28 protein-coding genes are annotated in these 16873 nt (G+C 39.9%); 14 read left to right on the forward strand and 14 right to left on the reverse strand.

Going from position 1 to position 16873, the window contains the following annotated elements; translation table 11 throughout:
• Positions 1-259: 259 nt before the first annotated feature.
• Positions 260-427: a hypothetical protein gene (locus CK510_RS31695; RefSeq protein WP_158224889.1), complete on the reverse strand. Its 168-nt coding sequence runs from the start codon at positions 425-427 to the stop codon at positions 260-262.
• Positions 428-675: 248 nt separating this feature from the next.
• The gene (locus tag CK510_RS11815) at positions 676-1317 is read right to left on the reverse strand and encodes a hypothetical protein (RefSeq protein ID WP_143289276.1); all 642 of its coding nucleotides are present in this window, start codon (positions 1315-1317) and stop codon (positions 676-678) included.
• A 62-nt stretch (positions 1318-1379) separates the two neighbouring features.
• Here CK510_RS11815 and CK510_RS30960 point away from each other — a divergent pair, with 62 nt between their 5' ends.
• From CK510_RS30960 to CK510_RS11825, 4 genes are all read left to right on the forward strand, one after another.
• Positions 1380-1583, forward strand: a complete 204-nt coding sequence (locus CK510_RS30960) for a hypothetical protein (RefSeq protein ID WP_143289277.1) — start codon at positions 1380-1382, stop codon at positions 1581-1583.
• A gap of 18 nt (positions 1584-1601) precedes the next feature.
• Positions 1602-2693: a trypsin-like serine peptidase gene (locus CK510_RS11820; protein WP_095721897.1), complete on the forward strand. Its 1092-nt coding sequence runs from the start codon at positions 1602-1604 to the stop codon at positions 2691-2693.
• 24 nt (positions 2694-2717) lie between these two features.
• Complete coding sequence (locus tag CK510_RS31700; protein WP_211293174.1) at positions 2718-2921, forward strand: hypothetical protein; 204 nt, start codon at positions 2718-2720, stop codon at positions 2919-2921.
• 249 nt (positions 2922-3170) lie between these two features.
• Positions 3171-3929: a DUF559 domain-containing protein gene (locus tag CK510_RS11825; protein ID WP_095721898.1), complete on the forward strand. Its 759-nt coding sequence runs from the start codon at positions 3171-3173 to the stop codon at positions 3927-3929.
• A 259-nt stretch (positions 3930-4188) separates the two neighbouring features.
• Here the strand turns inward: CK510_RS11825 and CK510_RS11830 are convergent, their stop codons facing one another.
• The 3 genes from CK510_RS11830 to CK510_RS11835 form a co-directional block, all read right to left on the reverse strand.
• On the reverse strand, positions 4189-4638 hold the full coding sequence (locus CK510_RS11830; protein WP_245912083.1) for a hypothetical protein: 450 nt from the start codon (positions 4636-4638) through the stop codon (positions 4189-4191).
• Between the two features lie 167 nt (positions 4639-4805).
• Entirely contained in the window at positions 4806-4985 is a 180-nt protein-coding gene (locus CK510_RS32750) for a hypothetical protein (protein WP_211293175.1), read from the reverse strand.
• Between the two features lie 92 nt (positions 4986-5077).
• Positions 5078-5311 carry an EF-hand domain-containing protein gene (locus CK510_RS11835; RefSeq protein WP_095721900.1) on the reverse strand — a complete coding sequence of 78 codons (234 nt, stop codon included), beginning with the start codon at positions 5309-5311 and terminating at the stop codon, positions 5078-5080.
• A 268-nt stretch (positions 5312-5579) separates the two neighbouring features.
• Here CK510_RS11835 and CK510_RS11840 point away from each other — a divergent pair, with 268 nt between their 5' ends.
• Positions 5580-5876 (forward strand): HNH endonuclease, encoded by a 297-nt coding sequence (locus tag CK510_RS11840; protein ID WP_095721901.1) that lies wholly within the window; start codon positions 5580-5582, stop codon positions 5874-5876.
• Positions 5877-5895: 19 nt separating this feature from the next.
• Positions 5896-6231: a hypothetical protein gene (locus tag CK510_RS11845; protein WP_095721902.1), complete on the forward strand. Its 336-nt coding sequence runs from the start codon at positions 5896-5898 to the stop codon at positions 6229-6231.
• Positions 6232-6313: 82 nt separating this feature from the next.
• Here CK510_RS11845 and CK510_RS31705 read toward each other — a convergent pair whose 3' ends face one another.
• The gene (locus tag CK510_RS31705; RefSeq protein ID WP_158224891.1) at positions 6314-6472 is read right to left on the reverse strand and encodes a hypothetical protein; all 159 of its coding nucleotides are present in this window, start codon (positions 6470-6472) and stop codon (positions 6314-6316) included.
• Here CK510_RS31705 and CK510_RS11850 point away from each other — a divergent pair.
• Positions 6471-6791, forward strand: a complete 321-nt coding sequence (locus CK510_RS11850) for a hypothetical protein (RefSeq protein WP_095721903.1) — start codon at positions 6471-6473, stop codon at positions 6789-6791. The genes CK510_RS31705 and CK510_RS11850 overlap by 2 nt on opposite strands.
• 35 nt (positions 6792-6826) lie before the next feature.
• Here CK510_RS11850 and CK510_RS11855 read toward each other — a convergent pair whose 3' ends face one another.
• Both CK510_RS11855 and CK510_RS11860 read right to left on the reverse strand, forming a co-directional pair.
• The gene (locus CK510_RS11855; protein ID WP_095721904.1) at positions 6827-7018 is read right to left on the reverse strand and encodes a hypothetical protein; all 192 of its coding nucleotides are present in this window, start codon (positions 7016-7018) and stop codon (positions 6827-6829) included.
• A gap of 2 nt (positions 7019-7020) precedes the next feature.
• Positions 7021-7293 carry a helix-turn-helix domain-containing protein gene (locus tag CK510_RS11860; protein WP_373695798.1) on the reverse strand — a complete coding sequence of 91 codons (273 nt, stop codon included), beginning with the start codon at positions 7291-7293 and terminating at the stop codon, positions 7021-7023.
• Positions 7294-7421: 128 nt separating this feature from the next.
• Between CK510_RS11860 and CK510_RS11865 the strand changes: the two genes are divergently transcribed.
• The 3 genes from CK510_RS11865 (at position 7422) to CK510_RS11875 (ending at position 9271) form a co-directional block, all read left to right on the forward strand.
• Positions 7422-7739, forward strand: a complete 318-nt coding sequence (locus tag CK510_RS11865) for a hypothetical protein (protein ID WP_245912085.1) — start codon at positions 7422-7424, stop codon at positions 7737-7739.
• A gap of 2 nt (positions 7740-7741) precedes the next feature.
• Entirely contained in the window at positions 7742-8716 is a 975-nt protein-coding gene (locus CK510_RS11870) for an RpnC/YadD family protein (protein ID WP_095721906.1), read from the forward strand.
• 153 nt (positions 8717-8869) lie between these two features.
• On the forward strand, positions 8870-9271 hold the full coding sequence (locus CK510_RS11875) for a hypothetical protein (protein ID WP_095721907.1): 402 nt from the start codon (positions 8870-8872) through the stop codon (positions 9269-9271).
• 45 nt (positions 9272-9316) lie between these two features.
• Here CK510_RS11875 and CK510_RS11880 read toward each other — a convergent pair whose 3' ends face one another.
• From CK510_RS11880 to CK510_RS11890, 3 genes are read right to left on the reverse strand one after another with little or no spacing between them, the layout of a single operon-like run.
• Positions 9317-9697 (reverse strand): YlcI/YnfO family protein, encoded by a 381-nt coding sequence (locus CK510_RS11880; protein WP_095721908.1) that lies wholly within the window; start codon positions 9695-9697, stop codon positions 9317-9319.
• Positions 9694-10338, reverse strand: coding sequence for an AAA family ATPase (locus tag CK510_RS11885; RefSeq protein WP_095721909.1), 645 nt, complete (start codon positions 10336-10338; stop codon positions 9694-9696). The genes CK510_RS11880 and CK510_RS11885 overlap by 4 nt, the downstream gene beginning before the upstream one ends.
• Positions 10339-10368: 30 nt before the next feature.
• A complete protein-coding gene (locus tag CK510_RS11890; protein WP_095721910.1) occupies positions 10369-10764 on the reverse strand; it encodes a VOC family protein in 396 nt (131 codons plus the stop codon).
• Between the two features lie 497 nt (positions 10765-11261).
• Here CK510_RS11890 and CK510_RS11895 point away from each other — a divergent pair, with 497 nt between their 5' ends.
• Positions 11262-12497 carry an AAA family ATPase gene (locus tag CK510_RS11895; RefSeq protein ID WP_095721911.1) on the forward strand — a complete coding sequence of 412 codons (1236 nt, stop codon included), beginning with the start codon at positions 11262-11264 and terminating at the stop codon, positions 12495-12497.
• 356 nt (positions 12498-12853) lie between these two features.
• Here CK510_RS11895 and CK510_RS11900 read toward each other — a convergent pair whose 3' ends face one another.
• Positions 12854-14470, reverse strand: a complete 1617-nt coding sequence (locus CK510_RS11900) for a peroxidase family protein (protein WP_095721912.1) — start codon at positions 14468-14470, stop codon at positions 12854-12856.
• Between the two features lie 163 nt (positions 14471-14633).
• Here CK510_RS11900 and CK510_RS11905 point away from each other — a divergent pair, with 163 nt between their 5' ends.
• From CK510_RS11905 to CK510_RS11915, 3 genes are all read left to right on the forward strand, one after another.
• Positions 14634-14930 (forward strand): hypothetical protein, encoded by a 297-nt coding sequence (locus CK510_RS11905; protein ID WP_245912087.1) that lies wholly within the window; start codon positions 14634-14636, stop codon positions 14928-14930.
• Positions 14931-14951: 21 nt separating this feature from the next.
• Positions 14952-15146, forward strand: a complete 195-nt coding sequence (locus tag CK510_RS33405) for a hypothetical protein (RefSeq protein WP_245912090.1) — start codon at positions 14952-14954, stop codon at positions 15144-15146.
• Positions 15147-15352: 206 nt separating this feature from the next.
• Positions 15353-15751: a nuclear transport factor 2 family protein gene (locus CK510_RS11915; RefSeq protein WP_095721915.1), complete on the forward strand. Its 399-nt coding sequence runs from the start codon at positions 15353-15355 to the stop codon at positions 15749-15751.
• 216 nt (positions 15752-15967) lie between these two features.
• Here the strand turns inward: CK510_RS11915 and CK510_RS11920 are convergent, their stop codons facing one another.
• Positions 15968-16246: a hypothetical protein gene (locus CK510_RS11920; RefSeq protein ID WP_095721913.1), complete on the reverse strand. Its 279-nt coding sequence runs from the start codon at positions 16244-16246 to the stop codon at positions 15968-15970.
• A gap of 258 nt (positions 16247-16504) precedes the next feature.
• Positions 16505-16630: a hypothetical protein gene (locus CK510_RS33935; protein WP_281257007.1), complete on the reverse strand. Its 126-nt coding sequence runs from the start codon at positions 16628-16630 to the stop codon at positions 16505-16507.
• Positions 16631-16873 lie beyond the last annotated feature (243 nt).

Consider the following 16873-nt stretch of genomic DNA (forward strand, 5'->3'; position numbering starts at 1 on the left):
TGCCATGAGTGAATCTATAAAGACAATCTCAATCTAACTATTCCCGAAAATTACATAAATCACAGATTGAAGATATTTCTTCGAGCTAGACTTTCATTAAAATAATATAAAGTAGTTTAAATTACATTAGCCAAATTTACATTAGCCATAAAATAATTCTATTTGACAGAGAATAGTAAAATAAATAATACAAAGTTTTCCAAAAATTAGTATTTTTGGGGTAATTGATACCTGAAGGACAGTTAATGAAGTGTCCAGGTTAATTATCAATAAAACCAGGTATTTGGGTTGCGATCGCATATTCATTAACCAAAAATTCATCAACCACACACCATACTCGTATTAAAATCTTAAAACCCCTATAACCTTGGTTGAAGATGACGTTCACCGATTCGCTGTACCCAGATAATTGGTCGGAGATTGCCACATCAGTTAAACTTGAAGCCCAATGGTGCTGTCATAGGTGTGGGTTAAAGTGCGTTGCTCCAGGTGAAGACACATCAAAATTAACCATCTCCAAACGTAGAGTTTACAACCTACAGGTGCATCATTGGAACCGTAACCCAAGGGATAACCGCAAAGAAAATTTGGTGGCTTTGTGCAGTGGGTGTCACCTTCATTACCATCGGGGTGGTAGGTCTAACGTTTCGCCAGGGCAGTTATCGTTGTGGTGAGCTAAAAACTTTCATTTACATTGCAGTCCCATTCATTTTCTATGACAAAAATATTTTCATTTATCAGTCCTCCTCGTGGGGAATATAAATCACCTTTTAAATATTTTCCCGTATCATTTGTAATAATTTCTTTGGTTATAAAACTCCAAGATGCGCCGATATAACTATCACCACGCCAATTGGGATGGATATCATTTGGTTTTGGACTAGATAAAATACGAGATTTATTATCTCTTGGCGCACACCCTGTATTTACTGTTGCAGAGGTTTTCTCAGGTTCTTCAATTTTCCAACCAAAAACAATTTCTTGACTTTCACCATTGTTGGCAGTTGTGACATTCAATATTTTTCCATAGGCATTCCGAAATTGAAAAAGACAAAGCCCTAATCCTGAACCAGCACAATCTACAATTTCGGTATATCCTTTGTTAATAAAATAACTAACAGGTGCGCTTTTATCAGGGTTATTAATCTGCTCTAAATTAAATACTGCTTGCCAGCCAGAATTTATCAATATACCTCTGGCTTTTGAATAAGGCATATTTTGCCTAAGATTTGGTACTTCTTGGGCAACTGATATTCGTGGTATTGATGAAATTATTCCAGCCAGTATGAAGCTTAGTAATAATAATTGTCTCGTCATAAGAATCAAAAAATAGTTCTCTTGAATTACTTGTTACTGATATATTACGTATATTTTGCTAAGTGAAACGTGATCGATGCTGCATAGTGTTAATTGCCGTTAGATTATTATGCAACACCCGTCGTGTAAAAACTTCCATATTTATTATTGTGGTGATGGTAATTTATTCCTTTCCCATGCAACCACCATTAGTATATAAGATTACCCCACGGGGTACTGCGATCGCTCTTCAGCCATTGTTAATAATACAGGTATGTAAAAACTAGTTTGTAGGGAATTTGACAATGAAAAATTCTCCATTAACGTTGCGCGAACTAAAAAGTCGCAACCCAATTCAAGCTTCAGTAAAATTTCCAGAGTTTAAAGCAGAAGTAGGGCGCATTTGGTATCCAGAAAGGCAAAAAATTGCACCAGTTATCCGACAAGTTGAAGGAGAACACGCTTACGCGGTAGTTGAAGTAATTGCAGATTTAGCGAAACAGGTTGAACCACCTGCAATTAAGTCAGAAGACTTGCTTCGTCAGATTGAGAAAATTGACCAAATCGACTTAGTTAAGTACAGCGATGGCGTTACCCATGAGTTTCTAAATATTAGTTTCCTACCAACGCTGACTGAGAAAATCAAATATCAACCACCGAAAAGAGATGAGGATAAACCTAGTAATGTATTTGGAACCGACACGCGATACATTTTTGATGATGTATCTTACCCTTGGTGTACGGTAGGTCGGGTTGAAACTGCTAGTGGTAGTGGAACGGGGTGCATGATTGGACGTAATTTGATGCTGACTTGCTCCCATTGCATAGTATGGAATAGCGATGGAAGTGCGGGATGGATTAAGTTTTCGCCTTCGTACCATAACGGTGTTAGACCCGCGTTAGGGTCCGCTTGGGGTACGAGAGTTATTTTCTGGAACAAAGCCGAAGGGGGATTAACAGATTTAGAAACAGCATTTGACTATGTTGTAGTTGTACTCGACCGTAATTTAGGTGATGTAACGGGGTATGCCGGATACCGCACCTATGATGATGATTGGAATGGAGGAAGTTTCTGGCAACATATCGGCTACCCCGGTGATTTGACTGGTACTCAGCGCCCTGTATTTTTTGGCAATGGAGCAATTTCTTCGGTGTCAAACCAATCAATTAGTGACCAAACAGGTTACGTGCTGGGTCATTTTATGGATATCACTGGCGGTCATTCTGGTGGACCAGTTTGGGGATGGTGGGGTTCAGAAATATATCCCAGAGTTATTGGCGTACAAAGTGCTGAAGCTTCAATACCTGCTAATAATACTAGCGGTGATAACGAAGGTGGCGGCGGACCAGCGATGTCTAAAATAATTGGTTATGCACGAGCCAATTACGGTTCATAGATTCATTACAGTTTTATTGGTCAAGTGATAGATTTTGATTTACTTTCATCTTGGAGTTATACATATAATTCCAAGATGAAAGCTTTTAATCGCGATTTTTGGGAATTGCGATCGAAGAAGAAAAAGTCGCCTTTGTTTGTTGGTAAGTTTAGCAAAACTTTATATCGTGGCATTGGGAAGAGCCGTAAATATTTGATTAAGCCATTAGCCTCTCTAAGTTTTATCTAAGTAGGTGGACGTTAAAAAACACAACTAGATTAAGAAATGTAAATCACTTAGGAGCTTGATTTTAGAAGCGTTTCGGGTACTTTACAGAAGTTTACGTAGTTCGGTTTAATTGTACCTACCTACTTATGCAATTCTGGGAAGCGATGGACTTTATCTAATCTTTAATTGAAGTCATGTATTTTTTCTGTTGCTTTAATCAATTTGGAGTAGCTATAAACAAATAAAGTCTTATTTTTTTGGATAGTGGATATGGTGCAAGCTCCCCCTAAAACTATTTTTAATCCATCTGGAAAAGAACACAGTGATTCTGATAACTCAATAGTTTCAGTAGCTCCTCAGCTACCTTACTATGTAGAAGTCCGTACAGGTTCTTTGACTAATTTTCTTCTAAATATTTATAATCTTAGCAATAGAGATGCCGTAAAAAATTGGCTGAATGTTAGGCAGAAAACAGGCTTTTATTTTGAGATTAGCGAACATTTACATCTTGCTTTCGCAGACCAGCGAGACGGCAAAGGCACGCAATACTGGTGGTTTATTTATTATGATAATGTTGAAAGAAAAAGAATATTTGAAAATATTAAGATTGAGGAAAATTATGTTGATACCAAACTTAAAAATGAGCGAGTCAAAGAAGAACTTTTATGGAATGGTTTAACATTTCGCTCACAAACAGAAAAGAAGATTGCTAGAGCTTTGTATAGTAAAAACATTATCTTTTTTGCTAATGTAAATGGCTTTATGGCTTTAAATGGTTTACCTGTTAGTAATCACGATAATAAGCTTAAAGAAAAAGCAGAAGTTGATTTTTTAGTTTTTCATAATCAAAAATGCATGATTCTTGAAGTCGATGGAGTATATCATAACGAAGCTTTTCAAAAAAATTGGGACTACAAGAGAGATAGGATATTTTTACGTCAAGGTATTTCTACAGTTAGATTTTCAGCAACGCAATGTTATGAAAGTACCTCCGCAGTTGTTGAAGAGTTTTTAGAGTTATTTAATTAACTATTTACCATATGCCAATACCTTCGCCAAATTTAAGAACTGGTAGGGCTAAAAGTAGCTTATAGATAATTTGCCGCCACGCTACTGCTGAAAATCTTAGTGTTGTAGGATGAGTCTATTGCCACTTCAAGGGCTGTAATAAACATTACAAGCGTTACGCGATCGCATGGCTTTAGTAGCGGAAATTGAACGGTTGCTACGAGAGATAAGTAATTAGGTAAAATTAAATACAAGTATGAGGAATAAGTTTAGATGGAACTTATCTTGGTGGGGTTCCGTTCCAAGAGAATGTTGGTTCACCTTCGCAATAACTCCATTTTGCCTCCCAAGGCATGGGGAAATTAGGCACTGTAAAACGAATTGAAAACCGTCCCCAGGTATTACTCAACTTGCCAGAACTGTCTTCTCGTGCCGTGTCGCATTTAACATTCGATTTACCTACCCAATAGCCGTGATAAATTCCACGATTGCTTGTGACTCCAGCTAACCCTTCAATGAAGATAGTCCCTGCTGGATAAGTCCAGACGGCAGTTTTATTTCTATCGCTTTGGTAAACCACTCTACCATAGTTGCTATTCCACACCTCATCTGAATAAGCAATGCTTGGTGCAAGTGTCAAAAAAAATACTGTACTTCCAATTATTAGCTGCTGCCGTTTCATCGCATTTCTCGCTCGTAGTGAGCGTAATTTATAACACCACACAGACATAATACAGCTTGCTAATATAAATCGATACATGGATATTTGTTTGAATAAATGATATTTCCCTAGTTTTTTGTGTGCTGCATCCCTCTTAAGGAATCTGTGGGTATACTCCAAAACCCAAAAACCCAGTCACTAAGGCTGGGTTCTTTGTTGGGGTAAATCCCCGTGGGTTAGTTATATAAGTTACTTATAGCCATTTGTCTGATAATTACTACAACACTATACTGAGCAATTCCAGAAAAATTGAGAGGTGTTAAGGTACGATGGCAGTGAGAAAAACAAGTGCGATCGCTCTTGGCTTCCCTCCCACAATCGCAAAAAGCTAGCCTTTCACCTCCAAGGTCATCCATCGGGAAAAGAGCGAGTCACCAATGACCTAGAAATTGCAAATCCCTCAAAGCGTGGGCTAGAGAGGGATTTTGGATATTGGGTTTTTTGACTACTAGGTTAAATTACTTGCTTTCTCAACTGCTTTCTTTAACTCTTCAAAGGTAATACTACCGTCTTCGTCTAAACCATACTGTACTAGTAACTCCTGGGGGCTACTGGTATTTGTTTCTGATGAGATAATTGCACTTAAGCCAGGACTTAAAAAAAGCTCATGAATGGAGACTTTGCCGTCTTGATCGCGATCTAAGGTATTAAAAAGAGATTGAAGCTCTTGCTCAGTTGCCATAAGTTTCTATCTGAATTAATTTTTCAATCTAATATTTCTTAATTAAATAAACTTATATCCTTAGACATAGAAACGGGTATCGCTTGGGCTTAGATCAATAGTACCGCCGTAACTGGCAGTAAATATCAATTACCCTTTCTTATTCAGATTTAGCCTTGCGGTAGCCTTGGTATAGCTGAAAAATAGCTAATTTTATAGTTAAAACAAGCTTGTTACATACTTATGTGTCTCGTATTATAATCTGAAAACCCCATAACCTCGCTCGAAGATGACCTTCACCGATTCGCTTTACCCAGATAATTGGTCAGAGATTGCCACGTCGGTGAAACTTGAAGCTGGGTGGTGTTGTCAAAAATGTGGCTTAAAATGCATTGCTCCAGGTGAAGACACATCAAAATTAACTCTCTCCCAACTACGGACTTACAACCTACAAGTCCACCACTGGAACCGGAACCCAAGCGACAATCGAAGAGAAAACTTAGCTGCTTTGTGCAGTAGTTGCCATCTTCATTACCATCGGGGTGGCAAGTCCAATGTGTCGCCGGGGCAGTTATCGTTGTGGTGATGGCAGTAACTTTCTTTCCATGCAACCACTATTACAACCTTTACGTATTCCCGCAGGATGGCTCGTACAGTACAACAATGGCTTGTACGAAATTGACCCAAACCCAGAATTAGTTCCCGAAGCAGATGGATGGTGGATATTCAAAGAAGATATGCTAACCCTGTGGCACGAACGACACAATCGATTGCTCGATGTGGGTTGGTATCCAGAAGGCAACCTAGAAGAAGGTCACTACGGTTTGGTGATGTACGAAGGTGACTTTACTGGGGAATTGCTATACGAATTTAAAACACGCGATCGCACAGTTTTAGTGGCAGAAATTGAACGCTTGCTATGGGAAGTTTCTTGCACTTAATTTATAGTCATACCCTCACCAAAACCCAAAAACCCAGCCTTAGTGACTGGGTTCTTTGTTGGGGTAAATCCCCGTGGGTTAGTTATATAAGTTCGTTATAGCCATTTGTCTGATAATAACTACATCCCCATAACTGTTGATTCCAGAAAAATTGAGAGGTGTTAAGGTACGATGGCAGTGAGAAAAACAAGTACGATAAACCTACGGTCGAAGAAAGCGATCGCATTTGAATAACAATCATGAGTAACCCTCGGAATCTCGAAGATTCAGGCTTCCATTCGTCGATTCAAAAGAATCTAAAAGAGCTTTCCGCTCAGTTGGGTTCTCCATTGGACAAAGCATCAGTTAAGCAAATATATCAAAATGCATGTGATTTGCTCAGTAACCTTTCTCCATCACCTCTTACCCTCGCCCGCGTTGCAGGAACATTATTGGTCTATCGGGTTAAGGACACAGAACCGCAAGAAATCGAATGGTTCAACAACCAGGTTCAACAATGCCTGGACGAAGAAGAAGTTGAGGAGTTGATTGAATCCCTAAGTCGGATTGATTCTTTGTGAACTAAGGAAGCGCTGTTATTTATAAGCGATCGCCCTCACCCTTTCTTCCCCACCCAATCCCTACCCGCAGTTTCCGCCGCATCTGCTGTGTAAAATATTCCCGTCGAGCCATATACATCACCACCAGGACTAATCACCCGAAATTGCCAGCAGCGAGCGTTGGTATAAAACACGATGAGGGTGTAATCGTTGATGTTAATGACGGCGTGGATTTTATCGTTAGTCATATTTAATTTTCAAACTTTACCCCAAAATCCACACCCAATACTTCTTCGATGCGTCTCAATGTTTCGATGGGTAGTGCTTTGGTGGATTCTGCCTCAATCCTGTACCAGTTCATCGTTGTCATCGGTATCTGGCGGCAAATCTCAGCCAATGAACGACTATCCGCTTCCCGCGCCTGACGAATGCGATCGCCTAGTCCCACCACTTCAATTTCAATAACTTTCTTAACCTTCATCAATATTCTTTTCTCTATATACCCTTCCTTGTTGTAAATCATCACGTTATGATTGATAAATGCCAAAGCGTAACGTTACACTTGACGATAAGAATATTTAGAAGCGATCGCCTGACTCCGGGAAGAAGATAGCGATCGCTCCAAATTAACCCCTACAGGGAGCCACATAGATGATTACACAATTGAGCGCATTGACTGCACTCGACAGTCCCACCAAGTACACATTCAAATCCCAAGTTCCTCAAAGCTTTTTATCAGGTGCTGAACCAAGCAATCACCTACACAATAATTTGCAATCAACCCCTACACCCGAACGCGAAACCATCAAACACACGTTGATTGGTTCATCTCGTGCTGTGATGGGCACAATTCACGTTTTACACCAACTGGGTTACGCTCAGGTGGGAGATTGGAGTCCATTGGTATCCAGCCCAACGCATCCAGGGGAAGTGATGAGTATTTTGGTTCGCAATATTACGGTGCAGTAGTTATGACAGATAATTCCCAAACCGAGGATTTTCCCAATCCTCAAACCCAGTACGATTCGCCCTGGAAAGATGTTTTGGAAAGGTATTTTGAGGACTTCATGCTGTTCTTTTTTCCTCAAGCACATCTCCGTATTGATTGGACTAAAAAGCCCGAATTCCTCGACAAAGAACTGCTTTCGGTAGTGGGTGATGCCGAAATTGGTACGCGATTTGCCGATAAATTAGTCAAGGTTTATCGTATTTCTGGCGAAGAAAATTGGATACTTATTCATGTTGAAATTCAAAGTCAGGAAGAAGCTAATTTTTCTTTGCGAATGTACACCTACAACTATCGAATTTACGACAAATACCAAAAGTTTGTAGTATCTTTGGCAATTCTCGGTGATGATAATCCCAATTGGCGACCATCACAATTTAATTCTCAATTATTTGGTTGTGGCATCAGTTTTCGATTTCCAGTCATAAAACTGTTAGACTACGAACAAAGGTTATCCGAACTCGAACAAAGCCGTAATCCCTTTGCTACCGTGGTTATGGCGCATCTACAAGCTAAGGCAACAACCAGCGACCGTACCGAGCGCAAGCAGCAAAAGTTGATTTTGGTAAAAAGGTTGTATGAGTTGGGATTCGAGCGGGATTCGATAATTGTCCTATTCAAGTTTATTGATTGGATGATGACTTTACCCGCCAATTTAGCACAAGAGTTTTGGCAAGAATATAGTAGTTTCGAGGAATCTAAACGTATGCAGTATGTAACGAGTGTCGAGCGAATTGGAATTGAGAAGGGTACTCGCAAGGGTTTATTACAAGGTATTGATACCTGTTTGCAATTGAAATTTGGTGCAATGCAGTCAGAACTATTTGAAGAAATTTCTCAAATTCAAGATATTAAGCAATTGGAAACAATTTTAACTGCATTAAAAACAGTTAACACGGTGGAAAAGTTGAGAGAAATTTATCAACCGATAACTGAGTAAGTTTAAATCAGCTATATTTTGCACTGCTACCTCGGTATATGCCGGGGTTTTTTATTGGTGGTAGATTTTCATGGCATTGAGCGATCGCTATTGTGATTTCTGGTAATGGGGTAGTTAATTCTTATAGATACAACATTTATTTTCTGTTTACGAATGAAGAGTGAAATAATAGCGATCGCTTTGGGGAAAGCTAACTGTAGTAGCAATTTACCCAAACCAATGTATAGTTCACAATTCCTCTATTGCCGTAACTGCAACTTCAAAACCTATCATCGTCCTACCCTCAAATACGATTGGGGTTACTCGTGCGATATTTGTGGTACTTGGCAGCATCAATGTATGTTGACTGATATTCAACAAGGATATGCAGCAAAAATAATTCAAGATGGTTTAACAAAAGATGAAATTAAATGGTGTAATGGAACCCTTGAAGAACTTATCGAAGCTGCCCATGCTTTAAACTTGGAGTACGACTACCAGCATACCGACGATGGTTTTGATTTCATGGCTTGGAGTTTAGAAAACGAAGAACAGGTAGCTAAGATTAAATTATGAGCATCTAACATAATTACTGCATTACTGCATTACTGCATTACTTAATTAATCTTCTACATCCTTAAGGGCTTCATCGAGCAAAAACCGAACAATCTCAGCCTTTTTCTTACCAGTCCTTGCCGATAACAGTGACAGTTTGCGGTGCATCGATTCGGCTAAATCAACCGTAATGCGTACTGTCGGCTCTTTGGCAGGGGCTTGGAGTTGGGATAGCAAATCAGGTTTAACCAAAGGTGGAGTTGTTTCTTCAACTGGTTCGACTTTAGTTTTTGAAGTAACTTTTTCTTGAGCTTTAACTTGGGGCTGCTCAATTACCACAGGTGTTGCTTCTACTTCCAGTTCAGTTTCAATATCTTCTTTGGGAACGTTACCCCCAAACACAAAACTCTGTGCAGCTTCATCTAATGGCTTTCGTTTTCTCATCATTTAACCATCCCCAATATCTCTTTAAATAACTTGTCGTATTCCCTCGCTGATTCTGTCGCTGGTCTTCCCGTTAAATCCCAAACAGTTGCAGCTTGCCCAAAAGTGTCAGCAATGATTTGTTTTTGATGCACCACTGTTTTTAGTACGGTTATTTCTTTGGTTTTTGATAATAGTGCGATTGCTTCATCTTTGAGTTTTGTCCCTTTGACAGCACGGCTGATAAACACAGCAGCTTTAGGCGCACCACCACGTACTGATTGGGCTTGTTTGATTAAACGTACTGCATCGCTAGCCGATTGCAAATCTAAACCTGTGGGCTGACAGGGAACTACCGCCAGGTCGCATCTAAATAAAATCGCCCTGGTTGATTCCGCCAGTCCTGCGGCTCCATCAACTACGAGGTAATCACATTCTTGGGCTAGTTCGGGTATTTGTTCAAGCAATTCGTCGGGTGATTGCAACACCGTTGCAGCAATGGAATTATCCTCCATTGAGTTGAGCCATATCGAACTACTGCGCTGGGCATCAGCATCTAGAAGTTTTACTTTGTAACCCTGACGTGATAGCCAATAGCTCAGATGTACGGCGGTTGTAGATTTAGAGCAACCACCCTTTTTATTAATTAAGGCAATTACTGTCATACTGCGTTACTGCGTTACTTAAATAATGCATTACTGCATTACTGCATTAATTTTATTGAGTTTACGTTCGATAAGTTGAATCTTGCGACCATCGGGGTCTGTGAGTACGACTCGCCTTCCCCATCGGCTTTCGTGGGCATCGGGCAAAGTGGTTTTGCTTAGTTTTTGTGCCTTGGCTAACACCTCATCAATATTGTCTACTTTCAAGCCCAACATTACCGAACCTCCTCGATATGGTTGTAATGCAGCACCAGCACTCCCAGGATGAATTTCGATAACGGTCTTACCTAAGTAGCAAGCGTAGTAATCCAAACCTTCAGCAGAAGATGCTATCTCAAACCGGAATCCCAAAGCCCTATAAAAATCCAATGCTGCAATCGCATTAGCAACCCATAAAACTATCAAGTTTAGCTCTGGTTCAGGCATAGTTATTACTGCATTACTTACTGCATTCAGTAATTGATTGAGATATTGATATTAGCAGAATATGTCGCGATTGCAACATTGCCCATAATATTTAGCAGATAAGCAAATTAATTACAACTGTCTACTGCATTACTTACTGCATTCAGTAATTAAGTATTATCTAACTCAACTATCACCTCACTGCGGGTACTGCTGCCACGATGGATACACGGGATTTGGGGTGCGTTCGCTTTCAATAAGGAGATTTGTTGGGTGCGATCGCTTGTATCTTGTAGATTAATTTAGTCCCCTTGCGGAGAAAAGGTAACCCACAACAGTAGCGATGCGGAAGCCACCACTACCTGAACGCACTCTGTACCTTTTCCATGATTTATTTATAGGGACTTATTTTAGCAGACCCTACATACGGGCAAGATTTCCGGAATCAACTTACGAGGAATTGTAGACCACTTATTAATACACAGAAGACAGCGTGCTACAAACGCCGAGGAACAGCCGTGAAGATTCAACAGCTTATCTTGCAAGGGTTACAATCAAATACTAATGCAATTTCTTACTATGTGAGTCAAGAGTTAGCAGGATTGTACCCGAAGAAGTATTTAATTGAAGGTAAAGATTATGCTTTTAATGTTGAGGGGTATGCAGTAGAGGGATTGTGTGAAATTGAATATGAATCTTCGATTTACAACCAACTATTAACTGGTTGGGATGGCACCGATAATAAGCTATATAACTATATAGAAAATGCTTGTTTTGAGGTGAGATGGCAAGGTCACCAGCTAGATGTGTTAACCATGAGTTGGTTGGGTGGTCATTGTAAGGAGAAGTATTATTGGCTACTGGCAGATAATAAGGAAGTTGCTGAGAAATTTTTTGCAGATGTTTGTCTTTGGTATTCGGAAATTAGGGATGAAATTTTAGTTTTTGAAGATGGTTTTTGGTCGAAGAATCAAGAATTATACGAATCGATTCAAAATGCTAGCTTTGATAATTTAATTTTAGGTGGTACTTTAAAGCAAGATATTCAAGCGGATTTAACTAATTTTTTCAGTGCAAAAGGAACCTACGAAAGTTACGGTATTCCTTGGAAGCGGGGTATTTTGTTTATAGGTGCTCCGGGAAATGGGAAAACTCACACCGTCAAGGCTTTAATTAATAAAATGCAAGTTCCTTGTTTGTATGTCAAAAGCTTGAGAGCGCAATATGACAATCCTCACCATAATATTAAAACAGTATTTGACAGGGCGAGGGAATCTGCTCCTTGTTTGTTAATTTTAGAAGATTTAGATTCGTTGGTGGATGATGGTAATCGTTCGTTTTTCTTGAACGAGATTGATGGTTTTGCTGCAAATACTGGAATAGTGATTTTAGCAACAACTAACCACCCGGAAAAAATCGACCCTGCAATCTTAAATCGTCCCAGTCGTTTCGATCGCAAATATTATTTTGAGCTTCCTGCGATCGCCGAACGAGTTACTTATATTAATTTATGGAATAGCAAGCTAAAAAGCGTCATGCGTCTGGAAGATGGGGAAGCTTGCTCCCTTGCCGAAATTACCGATGGCTTTTCCTTTGCCTATCTCAAAGAGTTGTTCCTTTCCTCAATGATGCACTGGATGAGAACGATGGAAACCGGGGGTATGCTCAACACGATGATTGCTCAGGTTGCGGTTTTACGCGAGCAAATGGTGGAATCGGTTGAAGAAAGCAAAAATTCGCAGTTGCCCAATTAGGGGTCACGAAGAGGACAAAGGGCTTTCTAGCAAGGGGTAGGCTATTGATTTTGTGCATTTTTAGACAGCAATTCCAAATTCGGAATGTATTGCAAGATACAGATAAAATTACAATAATCGGCATCATGATTGTTGCAGTCTAGCAGTAGGGTGTTTACTTTGAGCCTTTTTGGTGGATAAAAATTCATGCATCCCGATGCGATGACGTTTCCTCAAAAGCCTATGCTATATGGATATTGGATTCACGTAGACACAAAATTTGCATGAACTAAAAACGGGGAAATTACATTAAAATCAACAGCCTACCGTGTGGGTGGGTGGATGTATAGCTCACCCATGATTGAGCCACTGCTTAATCAGTCACGCCTCTGGTAAAAGGTAATATTAAAATCCTCATCACCAGCTAGAACATTGCGATTCACCAAATCTGACAGCGTTTTGGTCTCTTGAATAATCTCCCAACCCACCGCAGAAAAAGTCTCCTTATTGTACACATTCTCTGCCAGTAGTGGATTGGTAAGCACATGAGAAAGCGCATCTATTGCAATGAGTCGAGTGGACAGTGGTCCTAACAGCGCATTCTCCGGAACATCCTCGGCAAAGAGACCAACATAAAGTTCAACATTGTTTACATCGCCATATAGCTGCTGCAACAGTACTTGTGTCTGTACATCGCCGGTAATCTGGTTAAAGCGCGTCAACCGAGGAAACTGATATGCCTCACGATAGTCGTTGTAGCTGGCAAGCTGGCTCTGACGACCCAGTTTGATCGTGGGTTCCTCCGCAGACCTTATCAAAAAATCAGGCGTGTTAAACAACCCGATTTTACTTGTCGGTTGTGCAGAAGTCTCCTGAAGTAACGCCCCAATCCCCCGGTCGAGAATCAGTTGATTGTTCCACAGTGAATGAGTAATGGACATTCTCTCACCTGCATACACAAATGTTTCAGGGAGGGCACTATGCCACCGATACACAAAATTAAATTCAATCGACATCCAGTTTTGGCGATTCCACTTTTCATTAGGAAAAGATTGTGGATCGAAAATAACTTGAAAATGATAAGGCGTAATATGGTTTACATAGTCTTCGATGACAATTTTCATAATCGTCACCATCAGAATATTTCGCGCTGTTTGAAAGAGCCGTTCGTCATCCCAGCTAGGATAAGCCCCTGCTAATACATCACAAATTCGATTGTGTTCCCGCAGGCAAATCACATTGAGCATCACGTAGCCAATTTGCACATTAGCCCGTTCTACCCCCATCGCAAACAAATTAGCCTTGCGTTCAGGTGGCAATCTCATTTCCTCATTCAAAGGCTCGTAGAGATTTTTAAACTCTTCTTTGATTACACCAGTTTCAGGATCTTCATAAATGAAAAGTGGATATTCTTCGTTGTTTATGCGCTGACTCTTAAGCTTACCGCCTTCAAAGCTTCTTAGTAAGTGAGTCGTTTTTCTGTTCAGACCATACACTGGCGCGAGATCGATCAGATGGTTAGAAGTGTTTCTCAATCGATTTCTGCGCTCGGTGCGTAAAAAACCATCGGTAAACCACTGTGCCCAATAGGGAAAAAGCAGCGTTGACTTTTTAGAGTAGATGGTTTCACCCTCTCTTTTCTGAAAGAGTACAGATACCGCTTCCGGCTCCGGCAAAGTGGGCTGTTGATTGAATTGCGGATCGGGGGGTAAGTGGCGACCAGTGTAAGTGCGATCGCTCAACGAATCCCAAGAAGTATAAGTCTCTGGTTTCTTAGGCTTATCCGTATCGGGAATATGGTCATCTAGCGTCATCAAGCTAAAAGGATAAGGTCGTGTTGCCACCTTATAAACGGTTAAATTCGTCAAAAAGCGATTCACCCAACGGTTCAGCCATCGGTTTCGCTGGACTAATCCCCACAGCCCCGCAAAATTTGTCAACACAAATAGCTCTAGCCGGTTGAGAAAGCCGTCTCTAGAAGTATCTCTTGCCAAGGTTTTTCCCTTTTATTTACCTACTCTCTTCTGTATATACTCGATAACTTAGGAAACAGCCAGAAAAACTTACAGAAGCATACAGAGCGTTACCTAACAAGTGATTTTTGTCGCTTGTATCACACAATACATAGACCAACGACCGACAAGCACTGTCCTGCCTATGCTTTATATTAGTTGTGGGGTTGGGAGTGCGATCGCTAAAGTGAAAGATGAAGAAAGCCGCAAAAAATTACTTGATGATGCGATAGTCTATAATTTCTCACTCAACGAAATCAAGCGCAAGATAAAGGAAATCGAACAGCAAGTTAAACCAGAAACCCCATCAATCAAAGACCAGGTTGATAATACATTCCGCAAGTTGAAGCAATCAAAGGTTTGGGAAGACCCGAAGAAAAAGGTAAAGGTAGAAAAGTTATTGGCTCAATTGGATGCTTTGATGGTAGATGACATAAGTTGATGTAAGTGAACCAATATGGTGATGAAAAATGAAAATTATCTCGTTTGTGATATTGCTATGCAATATGTACTGATAATCCATGAGGTCTCCGATTATGAAGCTTGGAAAAAAATATTTGATAATGCTGCTGGTATCCGCAAAGAAGCCGGTGAGAGAATCTATCAAGTCTTAAAGTATGAAAATGAACCCAATAAAATAGTTCATTTCTCAGCTTAGACATCAATAACAGATGCAAGAAAGTTTTTTGAGTCACCTCAACTAGTCAAAATTAGAGAAGAAGCAGGAGTTAAAGCTCCTGAATTTATATATCTTGATGAATTAGAGTCAGGTAAATTGTAAAAGAGCATTTGGTTGTTATTTAACTCAACTATCACCTTACAGTCAATATTGTTGTCACGATGGATATACGGGAATCGGAACCTATGACACAAGAAAAAGAAAAGACATTAAAAGTAGCTAAACAAGCATTTGACAATTTAATGTATGGTTTTGAAACAAGTGATTGGAACCCACTTTTAAATATACTGGCAGATGACTTTACTTTTTGGTTTCCTATTGGTAAATACCACGGTTTAAATGTTGGAAAAGAACGAGCAAAAGATTTTTTTCAATATGTTACAGAAGTGTTTGGTCAAACTATTAAGTTAACAACTCTAGAAAGAGTTACTAGTAGTGAGACAACAGTTGTATTTGAGTTTCGTGATGAAGGAATGATGCGGGGACAACCTTACAAAAACCGTATCGCTATTTCCTTTGATGTGCGCGATGAAAAAATTTGCGGTTATCGGGAATATTTAGGTAGTGACGGTAAATCAAATTAAGTTAATTGTTGCTTGTCAGAAAAGTGCTGTAGTAACTCGCTGGTCGCCTACTCTACTAATTGTGTCATTCGTGCGATGCCCTTGGCGACCACAAAGTGGTATCACATGGACATCTCACCTAATTAAGCGATTCAGAAAGGCAACGAAGAATAGCATCTCAAATCTGGCATTTATTTCTTGACATATCGTTATTTCAATACATCAATAAATGTGAATCTAATAACATTTAATGACGTTGCCATTAGTATCTTTGCAAGTAGGCGTACCGAGTATGACTTTTCCCTTCGGTGGTTTCTTAGCAGTATCAGTAGAGGGTGGTTTAGTCTTTATTTTGTCGGGGATACATCCGCCAGGTTGTACACTTTCGCATCGAACTGGAACATGTTGAGATAGACTACCTGGTTGTGTGCCTAACAATTCTTGTGCCATAGCAGCAGGAGAAAATAAAGCGCTTGCCAAGAGGGTAATGTTAACTAATTTTTTGAGGTGAAGCATAATCAAATTGTTTGTTTTGAGTGTGTACTACTTTGAATATGTACGGCTTCACTCGTTTATGCACATCGCTTTTTTATTGTCTTGGCTTGCCCCTTACTAACACCAAGAATGTTAGCAGTCCAAAAGTATTATTTTCCATGTGAAAGTACAAAACTACTCAAGTTGTTGTCTACCAGTTGGCGACATAATTAACATACTTCTACAAATTTCTTCGGGTGTTGCCGTACCATTGACCACCTTGGGGACGATTGCCATCACCTAAGAAGCCAGATTTGTTGGAATCCCCCTTGCTTCTAAACTCCTCAATTCCAAGATATCAATCCCTGCTGCTAGTACGAATAAATACTCTTCAACAGTCACTCCGTAATCTTCAATCTCTGACATAAATGAAATCCAACCCTTCGATAAACTCAGGGCAACGCCCCTATATCCAAGATTTTATCGGTTTATGGGGTACTGTGATCGCATACAGTGACTCCGCAGAAGTATCGCTATAAACAATGAATTCAACGCTTTTTCAAATATTTTCGAGGAAATTCTGGAATCCTGCAAAACACTCGTGAATCCAAGTATGTCAGTAAATTACACTACAACACAGGTACATTACCACAATGCAAACATTAAACC

The sequence above is a fragment of the Brunnivagina elsteri CCALA 953 genome (genome assembly GCF_002289455.1).
In the GTDB taxonomy this organism is placed as follows: Bacteria; Cyanobacteriota; Cyanobacteriia; order Cyanobacteriales; family Nostocaceae; genus Brunnivagina; species Brunnivagina elsteri.

Coding starts and splice junctions, on each gene's coding strand:
- CK510_RS11855 (WP_095721904.1), bottom strand. CDS start 7,018: ATGACTAACGATAAAATCCACGCCGTCATTAACATCAACGATTACACC.
- CK510_RS11820 (WP_095721897.1), top strand. CDS start 1,602: ATGAAAAATTCTCCATTAACGTTGCGCGAACTAAAAAGTCGCAACCCA.
- CK510_RS11870 (WP_095721906.1), top strand. CDS start 7,742: ATGACAGATAATTCCCAAACCGAGGATTTTCCCAATCCTCAAACCCAG.
- CK510_RS11850 (WP_095721903.1), top strand. CDS start 6,471: ATGAGTAACCCTCGGAATCTCGAAGATTCAGGCTTCCATTCGTCGATT.
- CK510_RS11845 (WP_095721902.1), top strand. CDS start 5,896: ATGCAACCACTATTACAACCTTTACGTATTCCCGCAGGATGGCTCGTA.
- CK510_RS31705 (WP_158224891.1), bottom strand. CDS start 6,472: ATGATTGTTATTCAAATGCGATCGCTTTCTTCGACCGTAGGTTTATCG.
- CK510_RS11840 (WP_095721901.1), top strand. CDS start 5,580: ATGACCTTCACCGATTCGCTTTACCCAGATAATTGGTCAGAGATTGCC.
- CK510_RS11825 (WP_095721898.1), top strand. CDS start 3,171: ATGGTGCAAGCTCCCCCTAAAACTATTTTTAATCCATCTGGAAAAGAA.
- CK510_RS11905 (WP_245912087.1), top strand. CDS start 14,634: ATGCTTTATATTAGTTGTGGGGTTGGGAGTGCGATCGCTAAAGTGAAA.
- CK510_RS33935 (WP_281257007.1), bottom strand. CDS start 16,630: ATGTCAGAGATTGAAGATTACGGAGTGACTGTTGAAGAGTATTTATTC.
- CK510_RS11815 (WP_143289276.1), bottom strand. CDS start 1,317: ATGACGAGACAATTATTATTACTAAGCTTCATACTGGCTGGAATAATT.
- CK510_RS11875 (WP_095721907.1), top strand. CDS start 8,870: ATGAAGAGTGAAATAATAGCGATCGCTTTGGGGAAAGCTAACTGTAGT.
- CK510_RS11880 (WP_095721908.1), bottom strand. CDS start 9,697: ATGATGAGAAAACGAAAGCCATTAGATGAAGCTGCACAGAGTTTTGTG.
- CK510_RS11835 (WP_095721900.1), bottom strand. CDS start 5,311: ATGGCAACTGAGCAAGAGCTTCAATCTCTTTTTAATACCTTAGATCGC.
- CK510_RS11865 (WP_245912085.1), top strand. CDS start 7,422: ATGATTACACAATTGAGCGCATTGACTGCACTCGACAGTCCCACCAAG.
- CK510_RS11915 (WP_095721915.1), top strand. CDS start 15,353: ATGACACAAGAAAAAGAAAAGACATTAAAAGTAGCTAAACAAGCATTT.
- CK510_RS11885 (WP_095721909.1), bottom strand. CDS start 10,338: ATGACAGTAATTGCCTTAATTAATAAAAAGGGTGGTTGCTCTAAATCT.
- CK510_RS33405 (WP_245912090.1), top strand. CDS start 14,952: ATGAAAAATGAAAATTATCTCGTTTGTGATATTGCTATGCAATATGTA.
- CK510_RS11830 (WP_245912083.1), bottom strand. CDS start 4,638: ATGTCTGTGTGGTGTTATAAATTACGCTCACTACGAGCGAGAAATGCG.
- CK510_RS11920 (WP_095721913.1), bottom strand. CDS start 16,246: ATGCTTCACCTCAAAAAATTAGTTAACATTACCCTCTTGGCAAGCGCT.
- CK510_RS11860 (WP_373695798.1), bottom strand. CDS start 7,293: ATGATTTACAACAAGGAAGGGTATATAGAGAAAAGAATATTGATGAAG.
- CK510_RS32750 (WP_211293175.1), bottom strand. CDS start 4,985: ATGGATGACCTTGGAGGTGAAAGGCTAGCTTTTTGCGATTGTGGGAGG.
- CK510_RS11890 (WP_095721910.1), bottom strand. CDS start 10,764: ATGCCTGAACCAGAGCTAAACTTGATAGTTTTATGGGTTGCTAATGCG.